The organism is Paracoccus isoporae, from assembly GCF_900101865.1.
Classification (GTDB): domain Bacteria; phylum Pseudomonadota; class Alphaproteobacteria; order Rhodobacterales; family Rhodobacteraceae; genus Paracoccus; species Paracoccus isoporae.
Genome location: NZ_FNAH01000001.1, coordinates 664,545 through 683,957, shown reverse-complemented (window position 1 = coordinate 683,957; position 19,413 = coordinate 664,545). Strand labels below are relative to the sequence as shown.

General features: G+C 64.4%; 22 protein-coding genes. 12 read left to right on the top strand and 10 right to left on the bottom strand.

The genetic code is table 11. The features are described from left to right. Window positions 1-4: 4 nt before the first annotated feature. Window positions 5-1,060 (bottom strand): heat-inducible transcriptional repressor HrcA, encoded by a 1,056-nt coding sequence (gene hrcA / locus BLT73_RS03330; RefSeq protein ID WP_090520787.1) that lies wholly within the window; start codon window positions 1,058-1,060, stop codon window positions 5-7. Window positions 1,061-1,122: 62 nt separating this feature from the next. Here hrcA and rph point away from each other — a divergent pair, with 62 nt between their 5' ends. Genes rph through BLT73_RS03305 form a run of 5 tightly spaced genes read left to right on the top strand, consistent with a single transcriptional unit; the run spans window position 1,123 to window position 4,120 of the window. Next, window positions 1,123-1,833: a ribonuclease PH gene (rph, locus tag BLT73_RS03325; RefSeq protein WP_090520785.1), complete on the top strand. Its 711-nt coding sequence runs from the start codon at window positions 1,123-1,125 to the stop codon at window positions 1,831-1,833. Next, window positions 1,830-2,441, top strand: coding sequence for an RdgB/HAM1 family non-canonical purine NTP pyrophosphatase (rdgB, locus tag BLT73_RS03320; protein WP_090520783.1), 612 nt, complete (start codon window positions 1,830-1,832; stop codon window positions 2,439-2,441). Before rph ends, rdgB begins: the two co-directional genes overlap by 4 nt. Beyond that, window positions 2,434-2,616 (top strand): RidA family protein, encoded by a 183-nt coding sequence (locus BLT73_RS03315; RefSeq protein WP_090520781.1) that lies wholly within the window; start codon window positions 2,434-2,436, stop codon window positions 2,614-2,616. The genes rdgB and BLT73_RS03315 overlap by 8 nt, the downstream gene beginning before the upstream one ends. Continuing rightward, entirely contained in the window at window positions 2,613-3,767 is a 1,155-nt protein-coding gene (gene hemW / locus BLT73_RS03310; RefSeq protein ID WP_090520779.1) for a radical SAM family heme chaperone HemW, read from the top strand. The genes BLT73_RS03315 and hemW overlap by 4 nt, the downstream gene beginning before the upstream one ends. Beyond that, entirely contained in the window at window positions 3,767-4,120 is a 354-nt protein-coding gene (locus BLT73_RS03305) for a YbaN family protein (RefSeq protein ID WP_090520776.1), read from the top strand. Before hemW ends, BLT73_RS03305 begins: the two co-directional genes overlap by 1 nt. A 12-nt stretch (window positions 4,121-4,132) precedes the next feature. Here BLT73_RS03305 and BLT73_RS03300 read toward each other — a convergent pair whose 3' ends face one another. From BLT73_RS03300 to BLT73_RS03270, 7 genes are all read right to left on the bottom strand, one after another. Next, on the bottom strand, window positions 4,133-5,011 hold the full coding sequence (locus BLT73_RS03300) for a ParB/RepB/Spo0J family partition protein (protein ID WP_090520775.1): 879 nt from the start codon (window positions 5,009-5,011) through the stop codon (window positions 4,133-4,135). Further along, window positions 5,008-5,787 carry a ParA family protein gene (locus tag BLT73_RS03295; protein WP_090520773.1) on the bottom strand — a complete coding sequence of 260 codons (780 nt, stop codon included), beginning with the start codon at window positions 5,785-5,787 and terminating at the stop codon, window positions 5,008-5,010. Before BLT73_RS03295 ends, BLT73_RS03300 begins: the two co-directional genes overlap by 4 nt. Beyond that, on the bottom strand, window positions 5,780-6,376 hold the full coding sequence (gene rsmG, locus BLT73_RS03290; RefSeq protein WP_090520771.1) for a 16S rRNA (guanine(527)-N(7))-methyltransferase RsmG: 597 nt from the start codon (window positions 6,374-6,376) through the stop codon (window positions 5,780-5,782). Before rsmG ends, BLT73_RS03295 begins: the two co-directional genes overlap by 8 nt. Then, window positions 6,373-8,211, bottom strand: coding sequence for a tRNA uridine-5-carboxymethylaminomethyl(34) synthesis enzyme MnmG (gene mnmG, locus BLT73_RS03285; RefSeq protein ID WP_090520992.1), 1,839 nt, complete (start codon window positions 8,209-8,211; stop codon window positions 6,373-6,375). Before mnmG ends, rsmG begins: the two co-directional genes overlap by 4 nt. 12 nt (window positions 8,212-8,223) lie before the next feature. Beyond that, entirely contained in the window at window positions 8,224-9,438 is a 1,215-nt protein-coding gene (gene mnmE / locus BLT73_RS03280) for a tRNA uridine-5-carboxymethylaminomethyl(34) synthesis GTPase MnmE (protein ID WP_342705148.1), read from the bottom strand. A 51-nt stretch (window positions 9,439-9,489) separates the two neighbouring features. Beyond that, the gene (gene rho, locus BLT73_RS03275; protein ID WP_090520768.1) at window positions 9,490-10,761 is read right to left on the bottom strand and encodes a transcription termination factor Rho; all 1,272 of its coding nucleotides are present in this window, start codon (window positions 10,759-10,761) and stop codon (window positions 9,490-9,492) included. Between the two features lie 158 nt (window positions 10,762-10,919). Further along, complete coding sequence (locus tag BLT73_RS03270) at window positions 10,920-11,375, bottom strand: CopD family protein (protein ID WP_090520766.1); 456 nt, start codon at window positions 11,373-11,375, stop codon at window positions 10,920-10,922. Window positions 11,376-11,747: 372 nt separating this feature from the next. On the opposite strand from BLT73_RS03270, the gene BLT73_RS03265 reads away from it, so the two are divergent. From BLT73_RS03265 to BLT73_RS03250, 4 genes are read left to right on the top strand one after another with little or no spacing between them, the layout of a single operon-like run. Beyond that, the gene (locus tag BLT73_RS03265; protein ID WP_090520764.1) at window positions 11,748-12,605 is read left to right on the top strand and encodes a shikimate dehydrogenase; all 858 of its coding nucleotides are present in this window, start codon (window positions 11,748-11,750) and stop codon (window positions 12,603-12,605) included. Further along, on the top strand, window positions 12,602-13,201 hold the full coding sequence (gene coaE / locus BLT73_RS03260; RefSeq protein WP_090520762.1) for a dephospho-CoA kinase: 600 nt from the start codon (window positions 12,602-12,604) through the stop codon (window positions 13,199-13,201). Before BLT73_RS03265 ends, coaE begins: the two co-directional genes overlap by 4 nt. Further along, on the top strand, window positions 13,194-13,916 hold the full coding sequence (dnaQ, locus tag BLT73_RS03255) for a DNA polymerase III subunit epsilon (protein ID WP_090520759.1): 723 nt from the start codon (window positions 13,194-13,196) through the stop codon (window positions 13,914-13,916). Before coaE ends, dnaQ begins: the two co-directional genes overlap by 8 nt. A 50-nt stretch (window positions 13,917-13,966) precedes the next feature. Further along, window positions 13,967-14,851 (top strand): YihY/virulence factor BrkB family protein, encoded by an 885-nt coding sequence (locus tag BLT73_RS03250; RefSeq protein WP_090520989.1) that lies wholly within the window; start codon window positions 13,967-13,969, stop codon window positions 14,849-14,851. Here the strand turns inward: BLT73_RS03250 and BLT73_RS03245 are convergent. Together BLT73_RS03245 and BLT73_RS03240 are read right to left on the bottom strand one after the other, a co-directional pair. Next, the gene (locus BLT73_RS03245; protein ID WP_090520757.1) at window positions 14,848-15,951 is read right to left on the bottom strand and encodes a THUMP domain-containing class I SAM-dependent RNA methyltransferase; all 1,104 of its coding nucleotides are present in this window, start codon (window positions 15,949-15,951) and stop codon (window positions 14,848-14,850) included. The two genes, BLT73_RS03250 and BLT73_RS03245, sit on opposite strands and share 4 nt — an antisense overlap. Further along, the gene (locus BLT73_RS03240) at window positions 15,948-16,751 is read right to left on the bottom strand and encodes a response regulator (protein WP_090520755.1); all 804 of its coding nucleotides are present in this window, start codon (window positions 16,749-16,751) and stop codon (window positions 15,948-15,950) included. The genes BLT73_RS03245 and BLT73_RS03240 overlap by 4 nt, the downstream gene beginning before the upstream one ends. A 92-nt stretch (window positions 16,752-16,843) precedes the next feature. Between BLT73_RS03240 and BLT73_RS03235 the strand changes: the two genes are divergently transcribed. From BLT73_RS03235 to BLT73_RS03225, 3 genes are read left to right on the top strand one after another with little or no spacing between them, the layout of a single operon-like run. Further along, window positions 16,844-16,990 (top strand): NepR family anti-sigma factor, encoded by a 147-nt coding sequence (locus tag BLT73_RS03235; protein ID WP_090520753.1) that lies wholly within the window; start codon window positions 16,844-16,846, stop codon window positions 16,988-16,990. Between the two features lie 4 nt (window positions 16,991-16,994). Next, on the top strand, window positions 16,995-17,585 hold the full coding sequence (locus BLT73_RS03230; RefSeq protein WP_090520752.1) for an RNA polymerase sigma factor: 591 nt from the start codon (window positions 16,995-16,997) through the stop codon (window positions 17,583-17,585). 6 nt (window positions 17,586-17,591) lie between these two features. Further along, entirely contained in the window at window positions 17,592-19,373 is a 1,782-nt protein-coding gene (locus tag BLT73_RS03225; RefSeq protein ID WP_090520750.1) for a sensor histidine kinase, read from the top strand. The last annotated feature ends 40 nt before the right edge of the window (window positions 19,374-19,413 follow it).

Below are 19,413 nucleotides of genomic sequence, written 5' to 3'. Positions count from 1 at the left end.
CTTCTCATCCTTTCAGGCCGGACAGCACCCGTCCGACCAAATGCGCAGTGTAATCGACGATTGGCACGATGCGCCCGTAATTGAGCCGCGTCGGGCCGATCACGCCCACCGCACCAATGATCTTCCGGTCGGAGTTCATATAGGGAGAAACCACCAGAGAGGAACCCGAAAGTGAAAAAAGCTTGTTTTCCGAGCCGATGAAGATGCGCACCCCGTCGCCCTGCTCGGTCAGGTCGAGAAACTGGGCGATGTCGCGCTTGCGTTCCAGATCGTCGAACAGCTCGCGGATGCGGTCCAGATCGGCTGCTTCGGCGTCCAGCAGATTGGCCCGGCCCCGCACGATCAGCCGCGCATCGCTGTCATTGCTTTCCCAGATCGCCAGCCCCTGTTCGATCAGCGCCGCGGCCAGCCCGTCGATCTCCTGCCGCCGCCGGCTGATCTCCTGGGTGAACTGGGTGCGCAGCTCGGTCAATGTGCGCCCTTCGGCAAGCGCGTTGAGGAAATTGCCGGCCTCGCGCATGGAGGAGGGCGTCTGTCCGGGCGGGGGCGTGAACAGCCGGTTCTCCACCCGCCCGTCAGAGTAGACCAGAACCACCAGGGCGCGGTCGGTGCCGAGATTGACGAATTCGATATGGCGGATCGGGGCCTCGTGCTTGGGCGTCAGCACCAGGCTCGCCCCATGCGTCATCGAGGACAGCGCCGCGCCGACACGGTCCAACAGCCCGGCCACGTCCGAGCTGTCATGGCCCAGCGTCTCCTCGATCCGGGCGCGGTCGGTCGGGGCGACGGGGTCGATCTCCATCAGCCCGTCCACGAACATCCGCAGGCCCTGCTGGGTGGGCCGCCGCCCCGCCGAGACATGCGGCGCGTCCAGCAGGCCCAGATATTCCAGATCCTGCATGACATTGCGCACCGTGGCCGCGCTGACCTTTTCCGACATGTCGCGGGTCAGCGTGCGCGAGCCGACCGGCTCGCCAGTCATCAGATAGGCCTCCACCACGCGGCGGAACACCTCGCGCGAGCGATCGTTCAGTTCGTCGAGGATGGGCCGGGTGCTCATGCGGGGTTGCGTCCGTCCTTTGCGGGCCTGTATCTGAACGCCGAAGCAGGAAAGGAAATCCGATGCGTCCTTCAGGCCGGAACTTAAGCGAAATGCGGACGATTTCAATCGAGACCGGCGTCATGCGCCATGCCGAGGGGTCGTGCCTCATCAAGGTCGGTGACACGCATGTGCTCTGCAGCGCGACGATCGAGGAAAAGGCCCCGCCTTTCCTGCGCGGCTCCGGTCAGGGCTGGGTGACGGCCGAATACGGCATGTTGCCGCGCGCCACGAACACGCGGATGCGGCGAGAGGCTTCGTCGGGCAAGCAGGGTGGCAGAACCGTTGAAATTCAAAGACTTATAGGAAGATCGCTGCGGGCTGGCGTGGATCGGCGGGCGCTCGGCGAGCGGCAGATCACCGTGGATTGCGACGTGATTCAGGCCGATGGCGGCACGCGCTGCGCCGCGATCACCGGGGGATGGGTGGCGCTGCGGCTGGCGGCAAACAAGCTGCTGGAGGCGGGGCTGGTCACCAGTGATCCGCTCATGGACCATGTCGCCGCCGTCTCCTGCGGGATCTATGCGGGCCAGCCGGTCCTCGATCTGGACTATGCCGAAGACAGCGTGGCCGGGACGGACGGAAATTTCGTCATGACCGGCGCGGGCCAGCTCATCGAGGTGCAGATGTCCGCGGAAGGCGCCACGTTCAGCCGGTCGCAGATGAGGGAATTGCTGGACCTGGCGCAGGATGGCATCGCCGCGCTTGCCGCCGCTCAGAAGGCCGCGCTGTGATGCGGAAATTCGAGGGCCGTCAGCTTCTGGTCGCCACGCATAATGCCGGCAAGCTGGCCGAAATGCGCGCGCTGCTGGCACCTTACGGGGTCGAGGTGGTCGGCGCGGCGGAGATGGCGCTGCCCGAGCCGGAGGAGACCGAGGATAATTTCGTCGGCAATGCCCGCATCAAGGCCCGTGCGGCGGTTGCCGCGACCGGCCTGCCCGCACTGGCCGATGACAGCGGGATCTGCGTCGATGCCCTGGATGGCGCGCCGGGTGTCTACACTGCGGATTGGGCGGAGACCGGCAGCGGGCGCGATTTCGGCATGGCGATGGAGCGCACCTGGCGCGAGCTCGAGGCGCGCGGCGCGCCGCATCCCCGCAAGGCGCAGTTCCGCTGCACGCTGGTGCTGGCCTGGCCGGATGGGCATGAGGAGATTTTTGAGGGGGTGCTGCCCGGCCAGGTGGTCTGGCCGCCACAGGGCGTGGAAGGCCACGGTTATGACCCGATCTTCCAGCCGGATGGCCATGACATGACGCTGGGCCGGATGCGCCCGCAGGACAAGAACGCGATCAGCCATCGCGCCGTCGCGGTGCGCAAGCTGCTCGAGGGCTGCTTTGCGTAGGAACTCCACCGGCTCGCCCTTCGAAAGCGAGATGGGCTATTGCCGCGCCGTGGTGAAGGGTCCGTGGAACTTCACATCGGGCATGACGGAAAATGACGACGCGACGATGGCGATTGCCGGGCTGAACCGGCCCGAGATGAAGATCGAGATCGAACTCACCGCGCTGCAATCATGAGCGAGGACTGGCGGGCAGGCGGGTTCGGGCTGTATGTGCATTGGCCGTTCTGCGCCTCTAAATGCCCCTATTGCGATTTCAACAGCCATGTCGCGGGCCATGTCGATCAGGCGCGATGGGCGCGGGCTTTGGCGTCCGAGATCGCGCGGCTTTCGGCGCTGCTGCCAGGACGTGTGCTGCACAGCATCTTCTTCGGGGGTGGCACCCCGTCGCTCATGGCGCCGGAAACCGTCGCCGCCGTGATCGAGGCCGCGCGGGCGGGGTGGACCTTCGCCAATGACATCGAGATAAGCATGGAGGCCAATCCCGGCAGCGTCGAGGCCGGCCGGTTTCGCGGATATGCCGCGGCCGGGGTGAACCGACTGTCGCTCGGGGTGCAGGCGCTGAACGACGCGGATCTGCGGCGGCTGGGGCGGATGCACAGCGTGGCAGAGGCGCGGCTTGCCTTCGATCTGGCCAAGGCCAGCTTTGACCGGGTCAGCTTCGATCTGATCTATGCGCGGCAGGATCAGGACCGGGCCGCATGGCGGCGGGAACTGGAGGAGGCGCTGTCCATGGCGGTGGATCACCTGTCGCTCTATCAGTTGACCATCGAGCCTGGAACGGTCTTCGGTGCGCGCCATGCGCGGGGGCAGTTGAAGGGATTGCCGCACGACGATCTGGCGGCAGATATGTATCTGGAAACAAACGAGTTTCTCGCGTCTCGCGGGATGCCGGCCTACGAGATTTCCAATCACGCAGCGGCGGGATGTGAATCCCGGCACAACCTGATCTATTGGCGCCAGGGGGACTGGGCCGCGGTCGGGCCGGGCGCCCATGGGCGGATTACCCTGCCCGCAGCGCGTATGGCCACAGTCGCGGAAATGATGCCGGATCGCTGGCTGGAAATGGTCGAAGGCGGCGGCAGCGGCGATGTCGAGGCGGAACCGCTGAGCGCCGACGATGTTTCGTCAGAGTATCTGATTATGTCAATGCGATTGGCGGAAGGCATGGAGCTTCAGCGCTTCTTCGACAAGGGCGGCGAGTTGGATGTTCGGCGGACCGACGCGCTGATCGCAGATGGTCTGCTGGAGCGTTCGGCCGGCCGGGTCCGCGCCACCGAGGCGGGCAGGCCGGTGCTGAATTATCTTCTGCGTTCGATGGCCGGCTGATGCGGTGGCTGTACCTGGCGATCGGCTGGATCGCGGTCGCCTGCGCAACGGTCGGGGCCTTCCTTCCGATATTGCCCACCGTGCCTTTCCTTCTGGTCGCGCTATGGGCCTTCAGCCGGTCGTCTGACCGGCTGCGGCGTCGGCTGCTGGCGGATCCGGTCTTCGGGCCTGACATTCGCCGCTGGCAGGAGCGCGGGGCGATCAGGCGGCCCGCCAAGATCCTGGCGGTTCTGGCGATGGCGGCGAGCGTCGGGATTGCCACGTTCCTCGGCCTGCCCGTGATGGCGATTGCCGTGCAGGCCCTTTTGCTGACGGCCGTCGCCGGGTTCATCGTGACCCGGCCAGAGGCCTGAGGCGCCCCTGGCTCAGCGGCTTCCGGCGAGGACCTGGCACAGCGTGTCGAGTTGATCCAGATCCTTGTAGGTGATGACGACTTGCCCGCCATCATGCCCGACCGGCTTGATCTGGACCCGCATCTTCAGCGTGGCGCTGAGATCCCCCTCGAGAGCGCGGGTATCGGCGTCCTTCTCCGCGGCTCCGCGCGGGCGGGAGAGGCGCGCCGGCTTGTCGCCGCGCACCAACGATTCAACCTCGCGCACCGAGAGATCCTTCTCGATGATCTTGCGGGCGATGGCGGTGGCGTTCTCGGCCGTCACGAGCGCCCTCGCATGGCCGGCGGACAGCTTGTCCTCGCGCACCCATTCCTGGATCTGATCGGGCAGGTTGAGCAGGCGCAGGAGATTGGCGATGTGACTGCGGCTCTTGCCAAGCGCCTCGGCCAGCCTCTCCTGCGTATGTCCGAAGCGCGTCATCAGTTGCCTGTAGGACGCGGCCTCGTCGATGGCATTGAGGTCGGCCCGCTGAATATTCTCGATGATCGCGACCTCGAGCATCTCGGCATCGCTGAACTCGCGGACCAGCACAGGGAGCTCATGCAGTTGCGCGATCTGCGCCGCGCGCCAGCGGCGTTCCCCCGCCACGATCTGGTAGAGATTGTCGTCCTGCGGGTGCCGGCGCACGATCAGGGGCTGGATCACGCCGCGATGGCGGATCGAGTCGGCCAGCTCCGCCAGAGCCGCCTGGTCGAAGACGCGGCGCGGCTGATCCGGGTTGGGCGCGATCTGTTCCGTGGGGACGACCAGCGTGCCGCTGCGGGGCTGATCTTCCGTGGTCTCGTCAGTTTGCAGATCGGCCATCAGGGCCGAGAGTCCACGACCCAGGCTGCTGCGTTTGTTCTGGCTCATGTCTGCATCTCCTTTTGGCGCGATAGGAACTCACTTGTCAGGGCGAGATAGGCGCGGCTGCCGGTCGAGCCGGGATCATAGATCGTGACCGGCAGGCCATGCGATGGCGCCTCTGAAATCCGCACGTTTCGGGGGATGATCGTGTCGTAGACCAACTCGCCAAGCGTCGCGCGCGCATCTGCCTCGACCTGTTGGGACAGGTTGTTGCGCCCGTCATACATGGTCAGCACAACTCCATCCATGCGCAGCGCGGCATTGGCCCCCTGCCGAACCTCGCGGACCGTCATCAGGAGTTGGGACAAGCCCTCCAACGCGTAGAACTCGGCCTGGAGCGGGATCAGCACGGAATGTGCCGCGACCAAAGCATTAACGGTCAGAAGACCGAGCGCCGGTGGGCAGTCGATGAGGATGTAATCATATCCGTCGGCTTGCGCGAGCGCCGATTTCAGCAGCCTGATCCGGTCGGGACGCGTTGCGAAATCGATATCGCCGGAGCTGAGATCCGGGGTTGATGGCACGAGGCTCAGGTGCTGGACACTGGTGTTCACGACCGCATCGCGCAGGTCCGCCTGCCCCGACATCAGGTCATAAGACGTGGCCTCGCGCCCCTTGACCGGGCAACCGACGCCCGTCGAGGCATTGCCTTGCGGGTCAAGATCGATGATCAGCACGCGCAGACCCTGCGCCGACAGGCCTGCGCCGAGATTGACGGCCGTGGTGGTTTTTCCGACCCCGCCTTTCTGATTGGCAATTGCGATAACGGTCTGTTCAGACATGGCGCTCGATATTCCTCAGCTTCAAAACGACTGATTCCGGGTCGGTCGCGCTTGGAAACACCTCCATGTCGAACGACCAGTCCTGCCTGGCGAGCTCGACTTCGCCGCGCCAGCTTCGACCCTTCAGTAGCCATGCCTCTCCCTGTGATGCAAGCTGCCGTGCCAGGTTGGGCAAAAGATTCTTCACCGAGGCAAGGGCACGGGCGCTGACAAAATCATGTGCGGCGTCCGGAATGGTTTCGATCCGCTGGCAGCGGATATGAAGGTTGGACAGGTCTAGCTCTCTGCGCGCCGTTGTCAGAAAGGCCGCCTTGCGGCGGTCACTCTCGACCAGCGTGACGGTGAGCGGCTGCGCGTGCGCTAGAATTGCGACAACCACGCCGGGCAACCCGCCGCCACTTCCGAGATCGATCCAATTCCCTTGCTGAGGCTGGGCGAGGTCGTAGATCTGCGCAGAATCGGCGATGTGGCGATGCCCGAGCTCAACAAGTGTCGCCGGCGCGACGAGGTTTATTGCGGGGTTCCACTTCCGGAGTAGCGCGGCATAGCAATCAAGCCGCGCGGCTGTTTCACGTGAAACATCGCTCACCTCCGCGCGGCCTTCCGTGAGGTTGCCATCAGCAGCGACAAGGCAGCGGGCGTCATGCCTTCAATCCTGGCCGCGGCGGCGATATTATGCGGACGCGTAGCGGCCAGCTTGCCCTTCAGCTCATTGGACAGTCCAGCCATCTGGCTGTAATCCAGATCCCGCGACAGCGGCACGCCTTCGTCACGTTTCAAACCCTCCGCCTCTCGCCTTTGCCGATCTTCGTACTGTGCATAGGTGGCGTCGATCTTGAGTTGCTTCCGCGTTGCCGCGTCATGCTCCGTTAGGTCCGGTGCAAGCTTCGCCAGAGTATCGAATTCGCAGTCCTTCTCGGCCAACAACTCATAACCTGTCTTTCGTCGGCCGTCTCGTCCCGTCTTGAGGCCCACGGCCTCAAGCTCCCGCGGAGAGAAGCTCAACTCTTTCAGGCCGCGGTCCGCCTTTGCAAGCCGGTTCATCTTATCCAAAAACGAAGCCCTGCGGGGTTCGCCGATACAGCCCAGCCCGATTGCCATCGGTGACAGTCTTTGATCAGCATTATCGGCGCGCAGCGACAGCCGATATTCCGCACGAGAAGTGAACATCCGATATGGTTCGGTAACGCCGCGCGTAATCAGGTCGTCGATCATCACCCCGATATAGGATGTCGCGCGTGAAAACCTCACCGCCTCGTTACTTGCCGCATTTAGCCCCGCGACCATGCCCTGAGCCGCGGCTTCCTCATACCCAGTGGTACCGTTAATCTGCCCAGCAAAATAGAGGCCCGACACGTCGCGCAACTCCAGCGTCTCGGTCAAAGCCCTCGGATCGACATAATCATACTCAACCGCATATCCCGGCTGCAGAATGACAGCTCGCTCCAGCCCCCGGATCGACCGCACGTACTCAGCCTGTACATCCTCCGGTAGGGAGGTGGAGATCCCGTTTGGATAGACCGTGTCGGTGGAGAGTCCTTCAGGCTCCAGAAAGATCTGGTGCGACTCCTTGTCAGCGAAGCGGTGAATCTTGTCCTCGATCGACGGGCAATAGCGCGGTCCCACGCCGTCGATCCTTCCGCCATACATAGCGGAGCGCGAAAGGTTACGGCGGATGATGTCATGGGTCGCAGGATTGGTGTGAGTGACCCCGCAGGAAATCTGCCGCAACTCGGGACGCTGTGTCAGGAACGACAGAAACTCGGGCTCCACGTCTCCCGGCTGATGGTCGAGAGCGGCCCAGTCGATGGTCCGTCCGTCGAGCCGGGGCGGTGTCCCCGTCTTCAATCTGCCAAGCTTCAAGCCCAGACCGGAGATACTCTCCGCCAGCCGCGATGATGCCTTCCCACCCCAGCGCCCGGCCGGCCGGGCCTCTTCGCCCACATGGATCAACCCGTTCAGGAAGGTTCCCGTGGTCAGGATCACGCGCCGGGCCCGCAATATCGTGTCGGCCGTATGGATCCCTCGCACCGCACCATTGGTGATCAGGATCTCCGTTACCTCGGCGAGAACAACTTCGATGCGGGGGTTACTCTTCACTTCCTGCTGGGCAGCTTTCCTGTACGCCACGCGATCCGCCTGGGTCCGCGGACCCTGCACCGCCGGTCCCTTACGCCGGTTAAGCAAGCGAAACTGGATGCCCGCGTGATCCGCCAAACGGCCCATCAGACCGTCCATGGCGTCGATCTCGCGAACCAGATGCCCCTTCCCCAAGCCCCCGATCGCCGGATTGCAGGACATGGTCCCGATATCGCGCTCGGACATCGTCACCAAAGCAACCTTCCGACCAAGCCGAGCCGCCGCTGCGGCAGCTTCTGTCCCAGCATGCCCTCCGCCGATCACGATAACGTCGTATTGTTTCACGTGAAACACCCGCTATTTGCCGACACAGAAATTGCTGAAGACGCGATCAAGATAGTCCTCGACGTCGATTTTGCCAACCAGCCGCCGGAGGTGAAAGGTCGCTTCTCGCAATCTTTCCGAGAGAATCTCCGGCGCATCATCCGCCGCCACATCCAGTGCAGACGCGGCCTCACGCAAAGCCTCAACCTGCCGCTCGTGGCTCGCCAATGAGGCCCCCGCCACCCGGCTCCGCAGGATCTCGTAGATCCGCTCCAGCAACCCGTCGATGCCCGCGCCCGTCACGCTGGAAATCGCGCCGACAATGCCGGTGAGGTCGCCCTTGGTCTCCACGAAGAGGTCCTCCGGCCGTGCCAGTCCCCCGATCTCGGCCGGGACATCCCCCAGAAATACCCGCAAATCCGCCGCCTCGGCACGGGATCGCGCCAGCCGGATCCCCTGAATCTCGACAAGATCGCCGGTCTCCCGCAAGCCCGCCGTATCCAGGAACGTCACCGCGAGTCCGCGCAGATCAGCCCGAAACTCCACCACATCGCGCGTCGTCCCCGGAATATCCGTCACGATCGCAACCTCACGCGCCGCAATCGCATTGATCAGCGACGATTTTCCGGCATTCGGCGCCCCGACCAGAGCCACCTCGAATCCGGCCCGGATTCGTTCACTCGCCGGAAAACCGGCAATCTGGGCATCGATGCCCCGACGCACCTCATGCATCACATCATGCACGCCGGAGGCCACGTCATCGGGAATCTCTTCATCCGCGAAGTCGATCGAGGCGGTAATCATTGCACCGGCCTCTGTCAGCGCCTCTCGCCATTCCGCCGCCAACCGACCCAGTGCACCGCTCGCAGCCTCGGAAGCCAGCTTCCTTTGCGCCTCGGTCTCCGCTGCCAGCAGATCCGCAAGCCCTTCCACCTCGGCCAGATCCATCCGGCCATGAACGAAGGCGCGCATGGTGAACTCGCCCGCCTCTGCCTGCCGGATGCCCCGCACGCGCAGCGCTGCAGCCAATCGCCGCACCACCACCGGAGCACCGTGCAGATGAAACTCCACGGTGTCCTCGCCGGTGAAGCTCGAACCCGCATCAAAACGCACCACCAGGATCTGGTCGATCAACTCGCCTGCGTCGCGCAGCTCCCGGTAATAGCAATGCCGCGCGTCAGGCAGCGCGCCGCAGAGATCCTCGGCCACGCGCCGCGCCTCCGGCCCGCTCAGCCGGATGATCGACACACCGCCCCGACCGGGCGGGGTCGCTTCTGCGAAGATCGTCTCCACCGCCCATCACGCGTTCATCGAATCGAAGAACTCGGAATTGTTCTTCGTCTGCTTCAGCTTCGAGATCAGGAACTCGATCGCATCCGTCGTCCCCATCGGATTGAGGATCCGGCGCAGCAGATAGGTCTTCTGCAGATCGCGCGAATCGACCAGCAGCTCCTCTTTCCGCGTCCCCGATTTCAGGATGTCCATCGCCGGGAACACCCTCTTGTCGGCCACCTTGCGGTCAAGCACGATCTCGCTGTTGCCGGTCCCCTTGAACTCCTCGAAGATCACCTCGTCCATGCGCGAGCCGGTGTCGATCAGCGCCGTCGCGATGATGGTCAGCGAACCGCCCTCTTCGATATTCCGCGCCGCCCCGAAGAAGCGCTTCGGCCGCTGCAGCGCATTCGCATCCACACCCCCGGTCAGCACCTTGCCCGAGGACGGCACGACCGTATTGAAGGCTCGCCCCAGCCGGGTGATCGAGTCGAGCAGGATGACCACGTCGCGCTTGTGTTCGACCAGGCGCTTCGCCTTCTCGATCACCATCTCCGACACCGCCACGTGACGGCTCGCCGGCTCGTCGAAGGTAGAGCTGACCACCTCACCCCGCACGGAGCGCTGCATGTCCGTCACCTCCTCGGGCCGTTCGTCGATCAACAGCACGATCAGGTAGCATTCCGGGTGATTCTTCTCGATGGAATGGGCGATATTCTGCAACAGCACCGTCTTGCCGGTCCGCGGCGGCGCCACGATCAGCGACCGCTGACCCTTCCCGATCGGGGCCACCAGGTCGATGATGCGAGCCGAGCGGTCCTTGATGGTCGGATCCTCGATCTCCATTTTCAGCCGCTCATCCGGATAGAGCGGTGTAAGATTGTCGAAGGCCACCTTGTGCCGGGCCCGGTCGGGATCCTCGAAATTGATCCGCTCGACCTTGGTCAGCGCAAAGTAGCGCTCATTCTCCCCAGGCGCCCGGATCACCCCTTCGACCGTGTCCCCGGTGCGCAGCGCGTGCTGACGGATCATGTCCGGGCTGACATAGATATCGTCGGGGCCGGGCAGGTAGTTCGCCTCGGTCGAACGCAGAAAGCCGAACCCGTCCTGCACAACCTCCAGAACGCCATCGCCGCCAATGTCGAACCCGTCCTCGGCATGCTCCTTGAGGATCGAGAACATCATCTCGCCCTTGCGCATGGTCGAGGCGTTCTCGATCTCCCATTCTTCCGCCATGGCCAGCAGATCCTTCGGGCTCTTCGCCTTCAGATCCGACAGGTTCAAACGCTCTTCGCTCATCGCTTCACCGCATCGCAGCCCGACAACGTCGGACCTGCTCTTCATTGTTCTGGAAAATATCCGCACCGGACGGGCGGATCGCTGGCCGCCCAATAGGGCAATCCGGCCCGCGAGTCAATCTCTCCGGCCAAGCCGGCACCCTGCTGCGCGCGGAAAGGTCAGAACTTCAGGATCACCGACAGCACGATGACCGCCATCAGCAGCGTCGGCACCTCGTTCATCATCCGATAGCTGCGACCGCTCAGACCGCGCCCCTCCGCCAAGGCCCGTCGCTGCGCCGCCAGCCACATGTGAAACCAGCTCATCGCCAGCACCGAGGCCGCCTTGCTCCACGGCCAGATCATCGACCAATCCACGATCCCCGGCGTCATCACCAGAAGCAATCCGCAGATCCAGGACAGGATCATGGCCGGGGTCATGATGAGACGCAGAAGCTTCTCTTCCATGATCGCGAAGGACGACGCGGGTTCCGCGCCGCCATCGCCCGACTCACCACGCTCGGCATGATAGACGTAAAGCCGGGGCAGATAGAACAACCCCGCCATCCAGGACAGCACTGCCATCACGTGAAGCGCCTTGATCGGCAGATAGAGCGAAGCGAGCAGGTCGGCCATTCTCTCTGTCTAAATAGAAAGAAGAGAAGAAGATAGATGATGAAGAAGTTAGGGCCTGTGCAATACGGGATAACCCGATCGCCGACCCTTCGTCCACCGCGTCGGCCGCATGACAAGACTCAATTTAATGTATAGAAAACAATAAATTGACATTTAGAAACCGACTTTCTCCACAGGCTGTGGACGCCCCGGTGGATTGTTTTCACATGTGGATCTCGCCCCGCCGTTCTCTTTCGGTTCGCCCCCCTCATCCCCAGCATGTTCTGTCCAGATCACGGCCCACCGCCTTATCCACAGACCTGCCCAGAACGGTGCGTCCCGGACACTGCTTTTCTTCTTTCCTGATACCGACGCCGCAGCTATCCAGAACATATGAGCGATGAACAGCAAAACAGCGGTCCGCCGCCCAGCCAGATCCCGCTTTCCGCCGTGATCGGATGGCCCATCGCGCATTCGCGCTCCCCGGCGCTGCACGGGCACTGGCTGGCGCGCTACGGCCTGCCCGGTGCCTATGTCCCGGTTCCGGTCCGGCCCGACGACCTGGCCCGCGTGCTGAAGGTCATGCCGAAGATGGGCTTCGTCGGGGCGAATGTCACCATCCCGCACAAAGAGGCCGTGCTCAAGATCGCCGATATCGTGACCGACCGCGCGTCGCTGATCGGTGCGGCGAACACGCTGATCTTCCGCGAGGATGGACAGATCCATGCCGACAACACCGATGGCTACGGCTTCATCACCAACCTGACCCAGAACGCACCGGACTGGCAGCCCGCAGCCGGTGCGGCGGCGGTGATCGGCGCGGGCGGTGCGGCGCGCTCGGTCGTGGCCTCGCTTCTCGAAAGCGGCGTGCCGGAGCTGCGCATTGCCAACCGCACTCGCATCCGGGCCGAGCAGATCAAGGCGGATTTCGGCGCCAAGGTGGTGATCTATGACTGGGCGCAGGCCGGCAACATGCTCGAGGGTGCGACCACCGTGGTCAATGCCACCTCGATGGGGATGCTCGGTCATCAGCCGCTGAAACTGCCACTCGATGCGCTGCGGCCGGGCGCGGTCGTGACCGACCTGGTCTATACGCCGCTGATGACCGAGTTCCTGACCGAGGCGCTGCGGCGCGGCTGCAAGGTCGTCGATGGTCTCGGCATGTTGCTGCATCAGGCCGCGCCGGGGTTTGAACGCTGGTTTGGCCACCGGCCCGAGGTTGATGCAGAGCTGCGTCAGGCGGTGCTGTGACCTTCCGCCTCGGGCTGACAGGGTCGATCGGCATGGGAAAATCGACCACCGCCGCAATGTTCGCGCGACGCGGCCATCCGGTCTGGGACGCGGACGCGGCGGTGCACCGGCTCTACGCGGCTGGCGGCGCGGCCACCGGGCCCGTCGCCGCGGCCTTTCCCGGCGCGCTGACCGCCGACGGGATCGACCGCGCGGCGCTGAAGCAGGCGCTCGCCCGCGAACCCGGCGGGCTGTCGCGGCTGGAATCCATCGTCCATCCGCTGGTGGCCGCGGATCGGGTGGATTTCGTCCGAAGAGCAGAGGCGGCGGGCGTCAGGATCGTCGTGCTCGACATTCCATTGCTGTTTGAAACCGGCGCCGAGGCGGCGATGGACGGGGTCGCAGTTGTCAGCACCAGCGAGGATCGGCAGGCGCAGCGCGTGATGGCCCGCCCCGGCATGACGCGCGAGAATTTCGACCTGATCCTGTCCCGGCAGATGCCCGATGCGGAGAAACGCGCCAGGGCCGACTGGGTAATCCCGACTGACAATATTGAACAGGCCGAAGCGGCGGTTGCCGCCATTTGCAGCGAGATAGGGAGCCGAGACAATGCGTGAAATCGTGCTGGATACGGAAACCACCGGCCTCGACCCGGCACAGGGGGACCGGCTGGTCGAGATCGGCGCGGTGGAGTTGCTGAACCACTTGCCGACCGGCCGGACCTATCACCAATATATCAACCCCGAACGCGACGTGCCGGAGGAGGCCGTCAGGATTCACGGCCTGACCGCGGATGTGCTGCGCGACGAGCCGGTGTTCAAGGACATCGCCGCGGCATTTCTGGATTTCATTGGGGACGATGCGAAACTCGTCATCCACAATGCCAGTTTCGACATGAAATTTCTCAACGCGGAACTCAAGCAGGCCGGCCACCCGACGCTGCCCTGGTCGCGCGCACTCGATACGCTTGCTCTGGCACGCGAGAAACTATCCGGCGGGCAGCACTCGCTCGATGCGTTGTGCCGCCGCTTCGGGATCGACAATTCCGCGCGGGTTCTGCACGGGGCGCTGTTGGACAGCGAGATCCTCGCGGAGGTCTATCTGGAACTGATCGGCGGGCGGCAGCCGGACCTGGTCCTCGACACTCCCGCGCGGCAACTCTCCCGCACCGCGCCGGATCAGGATGGTCGCGGCAAGGGCGGAACCAGTCGGCGTCCCGCGCCGCTTCCCCCGCGTCTCTCGGCCGAGGAACGCGCCGCCCATGCCGATTTTGTCGAGAAAATGGGCGAAAACGCCATCTGGCTGCGGTATATGCCCCGGTCGGACGGTTGAACTCTGCCAAGGCAGGGCCGAAGATCGCCGCACAGGCATGGGCAGGGCGCATGATCGAGCCGTTTCGCGATATCTGGCAATTCATTCAGGCGCTCGGCGAGCGCATGGACAAGATCCATATGGGCCTGATCGCCGCCGGTGTGGCCTTCTACGCGATGTTCGCGGTGTTTCCGGGCCTCGCGGCGATCATCGCGCTCTGGGGGTTGTGGTATGATCCGCATGTGATCCAGCAATATGTCCATGTCGGAGAGGAATTCATCCCGCCCGAGGCGATGGATATCCTGCAGGCACAGGTGGATTCGCTGACCGAGGGCGGGCGCACCAAGCTGGGTTGGACCACCTTCCTGTCCTTCATGATCGCCACCATCGCGGCCCGTGCCGGGGTGAATGCCCTGGTGCGCGGTCTGAACGCCGCATACGGGGTGCGCGCGCATTCGACCATCGTGGGGTTCGTGCTGGCCTATGGGCTGACGCTGGCCATCGTGGGCGTGGTGTTCATGGGGCTGGTGACCATCGTGGTCGTCCCGATCATCCTGAACCTGTTTGCGCTCGGCCCGCTGCGCGGCTGGCTGATCACCGCGCTGCCCTGGGGCGGGATGCTGCTGATCGTGATGATCGGGATCGGCATCCTGTATCGCTTCGGTCCCAATGTGCGGCGGCCGCGCACGCCGATCTTCACCTGGGGCTCGGTGGTGGCGACGATTGCCTGGGGGCTCGCCTCGCTGGCCTTCTCGGCCTATCTGGGCAGCTTCAACAGCTACAACCGGATCTACGGCTCCATCGGGGCGGTGGTGGCGCTGCTGATGTGGTTCTACCTGGCCGCCTTCTCGGTGATGCTGGGCGCGGTGTTCAATGTCGAACTGCGCCGCCGCCGCCGGATCGCTGCCGCGCGGGACGCCAGGCAAGCCCTGCGCGAGGAGGCCGTGGAGGGTTAGAGCGGACCGGTCTGGTACAGCCGGATCTTCAGCCCGCCATGGGCCACGATGGGGCCGGGATCCCGGAATGGCAGCCCCGTCGCCTTCGCCAGTCCGGGCTCCGATGTCACGATCCCGACCCGCCAGCCGACAAATCTCTTCCGCAGCACCTCGCCCATCGCGGCATGCAGTCCGAAAAGCGGACCCTTGTTGCCGACCCGAGCACCATAGGGCGGGTTGATGATGACAAGCCCCGGCGGTCCGTCCGGCGGCGCGGCGTCAGCAATCGGCCGTCGCGTGAAATCGCAGCAAGCCGCGACCCCCGCGCGCTCGGCATTGGCGATGCTCATCCGAATGGCCCCGGCATCGCGATCCGATCCGAAGAAGCTGTGTTCACAGGCGGCGCCGGGCGGGGCGGGTTTCATCTCGTCCCAGATCTCCGGGCGAAAGCTGGCGAACTGCATGAAGGCGAAGTCCCGGCTGCGGCCGGGCGCGAGGCCGAGCGCCATCTCCGCCGCCTCGATCACGAAAGTGCCCGAGCCGCACATCGGGTCATGGACCGGCTCATCGCCGCGATAGCCGCATTCGCGCAGGAAGGCCGCCGCCATGGTTTCGCGCATTGGCGCTTTCGCAACGGCCTCCTTGTGACCGCGCTTGTGCAGGCTCTCGCCCGAGCTGTCGAGGCTGAGTGTGGCCAGATCATCCTCGATCCGCAGCTTGACCACGACCGCCGCATCCTTGCTCAGCGTCGCGCCAAGCTCATCGGTGATGGCCCGCTCGATCCGTTGCGCCGCGGCACCTGCATGATAGATGCGCGATTTCCGGCAACTCGCCTCGACGCGGAATGGCTGATCCGGGCGCAGATACTCCGCCCAGGGAAATTTCCGCGCCCGCTTGTCAAGCTGCGCCAGATGCATGGCCCGGAACGCGCCGATCCGCACCAGCACCCGCGTGGCGCAGCGCAGCACCAGGTTGGCGCGCCAGACGTCGGACCACGCGCCGCGCGTCTCCACCCCGCCGGGCACGATCACCGGATCCGCAAACCCCGCTGCGCGCGCCTCATCGGCCAGTGGCTGCTCCAGCCCCGGCGTCGCGACAAGGAAAATCCCGAGAGAGTTCAGCTTGTCTCGAGCCCCTCGGTCGAGGAGAAGAACATCGCCTGGCTCAGCGCAGAGCTGACCTGATCCTCGGTATAGGGCTTGGAGATCAGGAAGGCCGGCTCCGGTCGTTCGCCGGTCAGCAGCCGCTCCGGGAAGGCGGTGATGAAGATCACCGGCACGTCACCGAGCGACGGCAGCAATTCGTTGACCGCATCAATGCCCGAGGAGCCGTCGGCAAGCTGGATATCGGCCAGGATCAGGTCGGGGCGGTTTTCGTTCGCAAGCTGGATCGCGGCGGAATGGGTGCGGGCAATGCCGGTCACCTCGTGGCCCATCGCCTGGACGATGCCCTTGAGGTCCATGGCGATAATGGTCTCATCCTCGATGATCATCACCTTGCCGCTGACCGACTGGCTCATCTCGTCCATGGCGATGCGGACCAGCTCCTCCGCCTCGGAGGTCTCGACCCCCATGATCAGGGCGATCTGGTCGAAGCGCAGCCCCTCGATGGAGTTCAGAAGCAGCGCCTCGCGCGAATTCGGCGTCAGGCGGGACATCAGCGACTGCGCCCGCGCGCCGCGTTTTCCTCCATCAGCCTCTGCTATGGGCTGCCCGCTGGACTGCCAGATGGCGTGGAAGGCACGGAACAGGCCGACGCGGGTGTCCTGTCCGTCCATGATGCTGCGGTCGGCCAGGATCGCCTCGAGCGCGGCGCCTGCATAATTGTCGCCAGCGGTCTGGCTGCCGGTCAACGCGCGGGCATAGCGGCGCAGAAAGGGCAGTTCGCGTCCGATGGACTTGGCAAGATCGGCAGAAGACATATAAACCTCGATCGTCGCGGCCCCCTATGGAACCTCTTATCCGTCTATCGGTTGAACGGCGTGCGCACAAGATTGTCGGGATAAACAAAAACATGACGAGCAAGCGGGACGAACGCAAGAAAACAGCGTTGGACAAGCAGATCGACGAGAATCTGAAGCGCGTCTATCAACAGGACAGCGACCAGGAGGTTCCCGACAAATTCCTGGAACTGCTCCAGAAACTGCGCGAGCAGGAGTGATTTCATGGCGAAAAACGTAAGTACCGCGCAGGGCAGCACGTCCGGCGCATCGCCGCGTGACGAGTTGGTGGACCATTTGCCGGCGCTGCGCGCCTTCGCGCTGTCGCTGACACGGGACGGGGCCTCGGCCGACGATCTGGTGCAGGACACGATCGTGAAGGCGTGGACGAATATGGACAAGTTCCAGCCCGGCACCAATCTGCGGGCCTGGCTGTTCACCATCCTGCGCAACACCTTCTACTCCGCCCGCCGCAAGACCAAGCGCGAGGTCTCTGACGCGGACGGCATTCACGCGGCGCGGCTGGCGGCGCGCCCCGAGCATGACGGACGGCTGGCGCTGAACGATTTCCGCGAGGCGTTCAAGCAGCTTCCCGACGAGCAGCGCGAGGCATTGATTCTGGTCGGCGCGTCCGGTTTCTCGTATGAAGAGGCGGCGAACATGACCGGCGTCGCGGTGGGCACGGTGAAATCCCGTGCCAATCGCGGACGGCGCCGGCTCGCGGAGCTGCTGCATCTCGAGGAGGGGGAAGAGCTGGAAATGACCGATCGCGCGACCCTTGCGGCCATGGCGTCCAACTCGCCCGTCATGCGCTGAGGCGCCATGCTGGGGGGGCTGGGCGAGTCGCTGCAATTCGCGAAAGGGCTCGGTTTCCGTCTGGCGGCGCTGCTTTCGGTGGCGATCCTGCCCATTGGTCTGATGTCTCTGATCCAGACCATGTATCTGTCGGGCGAGGCGGAGCGGTCCGCCGAAACCGCGATTGTCGGGCGCACCGGCGCTGCAGCAGCGGGCGAACGGGCGCTGCTTCAGGGGGCGCTCGGCACGGCGGATGCCCTGGGGCCGGCGGTGCTGCGCGAGCTCAACAATCCGCAGGCCTGTTCGCAGATGCTGAAAAGCTTCGTCGAGCGTGGCGCCACTTATGTCTATGCCGGTTTCGTCCAGCTCAACGGCGTTTCGACCTGCAATTCCGGCGAGGATGCGCGTGATCTGACCGGCTATGCCGCCTATGAGCATTTCATCGCCAACCCGACCACGATGGTCGTGCCGATGCGCCAGGGGGCGGTCAGCCGCCGCTCGGTCGTGGTGGTGGCGCAACCGCTCTACCGGGATCGCGAATTGCTGGGTTATGTCGCGGTGTCGCTGTCCCAGGAGCTGCTGAAATCCACCCACAGCCCGATCTATGGCGGCGACAGCGCCCGCACCGTCACTTTTAACGCTGATGGCGATATCCTGACCGCCGATGATGGCGTGGTCGAGGAGATCAGCGGCGCGCTGCCACGCAACGAGACCCTGCGCAGCCTGATCTCGCGCGGCGAGACGACCTTTGCCGACATCACCGCCTCTGGCGAACAGCGGGTCTTTGCCGTCGTCTCCGTGGTGCCGGGGCTGGTCTATGCGCTTGGCAGCTACAGCCCCAGCGAGGCCGGGGTGCAGGGCTACAGCGTGACGAAGCTGTCGGCGGTGCTGTTCGCGGTGGCGCTGTGGGCGGTGTCGCTCGGCGTGGCCTATTACGCGGTCTATCGCCTCGTGCTGCGCCATGTGCGCGAATTGCGCAGCCAGATGCGGCGCTTCGCCGTGGGCGACCGCGCCGCCCCGCCGCGCATCATCGAGGATGCACCGACCGAGATCGCAGACATGTCGCGCACATTCCACAACATGGTGCGCATCCTCAACCGCGACGAGGCCGCACTGGAGGCGGCCATCGACGAGAAAACGGTGCTGCTGAAGGAGGTGCATCACCGGGTCAAGAACAATCTCCAGCTCATCGCCTCGATCATCTCGATGCAGGGCCGGGTCATCGAGCATGAGGACGCCAAGCGGGTGCTGCGCTCGGTGCAGGACCGGGTCGCCTCGCTGGCCTCGATCTACAAGAATCTCTACCAGGCGGAACATCTGGAATCGGTCGATGCGGACCGGCTGATTTCGGAAATCATCAACCAGATGACACGGGCCTCCGGCGACGCCGAGACAAGCCTGCAGGTGGACACCGACATCGAGCCGCTGATCCTGCAGCCCGATCAGGCCGTGCCGCTGACCCTGCTGACGAACGAGGCCTTCACCAATGCGCTGAAATATGCGGGCATCCCGCCAGGGCATGACACGGCGTGGGTGCGGGTGCGGCTGAAGCGGGTAGATGCCGACCATGCGCGGCTGGAGGTGACGAACTCCATGGGCGATCAGCGCATGGTCAGCGAGGGCACCGGGTTGGGCAGCCAGTTGATCGAGGCTTTTGCGATGCAGTTGGAAGGCGAGGCGAAGATCGAGCAGGACGAGACGGAATACACGCTGTCGCTGCTGTTCCACACCGAGGAGATTCGGCGTCTGCCGCTGGAAGATCGCACCGTGGTGCTGACCTCGGCCGCGCGAAACGGGGCGCAGCACTGATCCGCGGGCGCGCTTTCTCTCCTTCGGCACAGTCGCATCA

Excerpts from the sequence above, each read along its gene's own strand:
- BLT73_RS03230 (WP_090520752.1), top strand. The coding sequence starts at position 16,995 with ATGGCGAAAAACGTAAGTACCGCGCAGGGCAGCACGTCCGGCGCATCG.
- hemW (WP_090520779.1), top strand. The coding sequence starts at position 2,613 with ATGAGCGAGGACTGGCGGGCAGGCGGGTTCGGGCTGTATGTGCATTGG.
- BLT73_RS03250 (WP_090520989.1), top strand. The coding sequence starts at position 13,967 with ATGATCGAGCCGTTTCGCGATATCTGGCAATTCATTCAGGCGCTCGGC.
- BLT73_RS03225 (WP_090520750.1), top strand. The coding sequence starts at position 17,592 with ATGCTGGGGGGGCTGGGCGAGTCGCTGCAATTCGCGAAAGGGCTCGGT.
- dnaQ (WP_090520759.1), top strand. The coding sequence starts at position 13,194 with ATGCGTGAAATCGTGCTGGATACGGAAACCACCGGCCTCGACCCGGCA.
- rho (WP_090520768.1), bottom strand. The coding sequence starts at position 10,761 with ATGAGCGAAGAGCGTTTGAACCTGTCGGATCTGAAGGCGAAGAGCCCG.
- BLT73_RS03305 (WP_090520776.1), top strand. The coding sequence starts at position 3,767 with ATGCGGTGGCTGTACCTGGCGATCGGCTGGATCGCGGTCGCCTGCGCA.
- BLT73_RS03240 (WP_090520755.1), bottom strand. The coding sequence starts at position 16,751 with ATGTCTTCTGCCGATCTTGCCAAGTCCATCGGACGCGAACTGCCCTTT.
- BLT73_RS03235 (WP_090520753.1), top strand. The coding sequence starts at position 16,844 with ATGACGAGCAAGCGGGACGAACGCAAGAAAACAGCGTTGGACAAGCAG.
- BLT73_RS03270 (WP_090520766.1), bottom strand. The coding sequence starts at position 11,375 with ATGGCCGACCTGCTCGCTTCGCTCTATCTGCCGATCAAGGCGCTTCAC.
- BLT73_RS03300 (WP_090520775.1), bottom strand. The coding sequence starts at position 5,011 with ATGAGCCAGAACAAACGCAGCAGCCTGGGTCGTGGACTCTCGGCCCTG.
- rph (WP_090520785.1), top strand. The coding sequence starts at position 1,123 with ATGCGTCCTTCAGGCCGGAACTTAAGCGAAATGCGGACGATTTCAATC.
- BLT73_RS03265 (WP_090520764.1), top strand. The coding sequence starts at position 11,748 with ATGAGCGATGAACAGCAAAACAGCGGTCCGCCGCCCAGCCAGATCCCG.
- hrcA (WP_090520787.1), bottom strand. The coding sequence starts at position 1,060 with ATGAGCACCCGGCCCATCCTCGACGAACTGAACGATCGCTCGCGCGAG.
- BLT73_RS03295 (WP_090520773.1), bottom strand. The coding sequence starts at position 5,787 with ATGTCTGAACAGACCGTTATCGCAATTGCCAATCAGAAAGGCGGGGTC.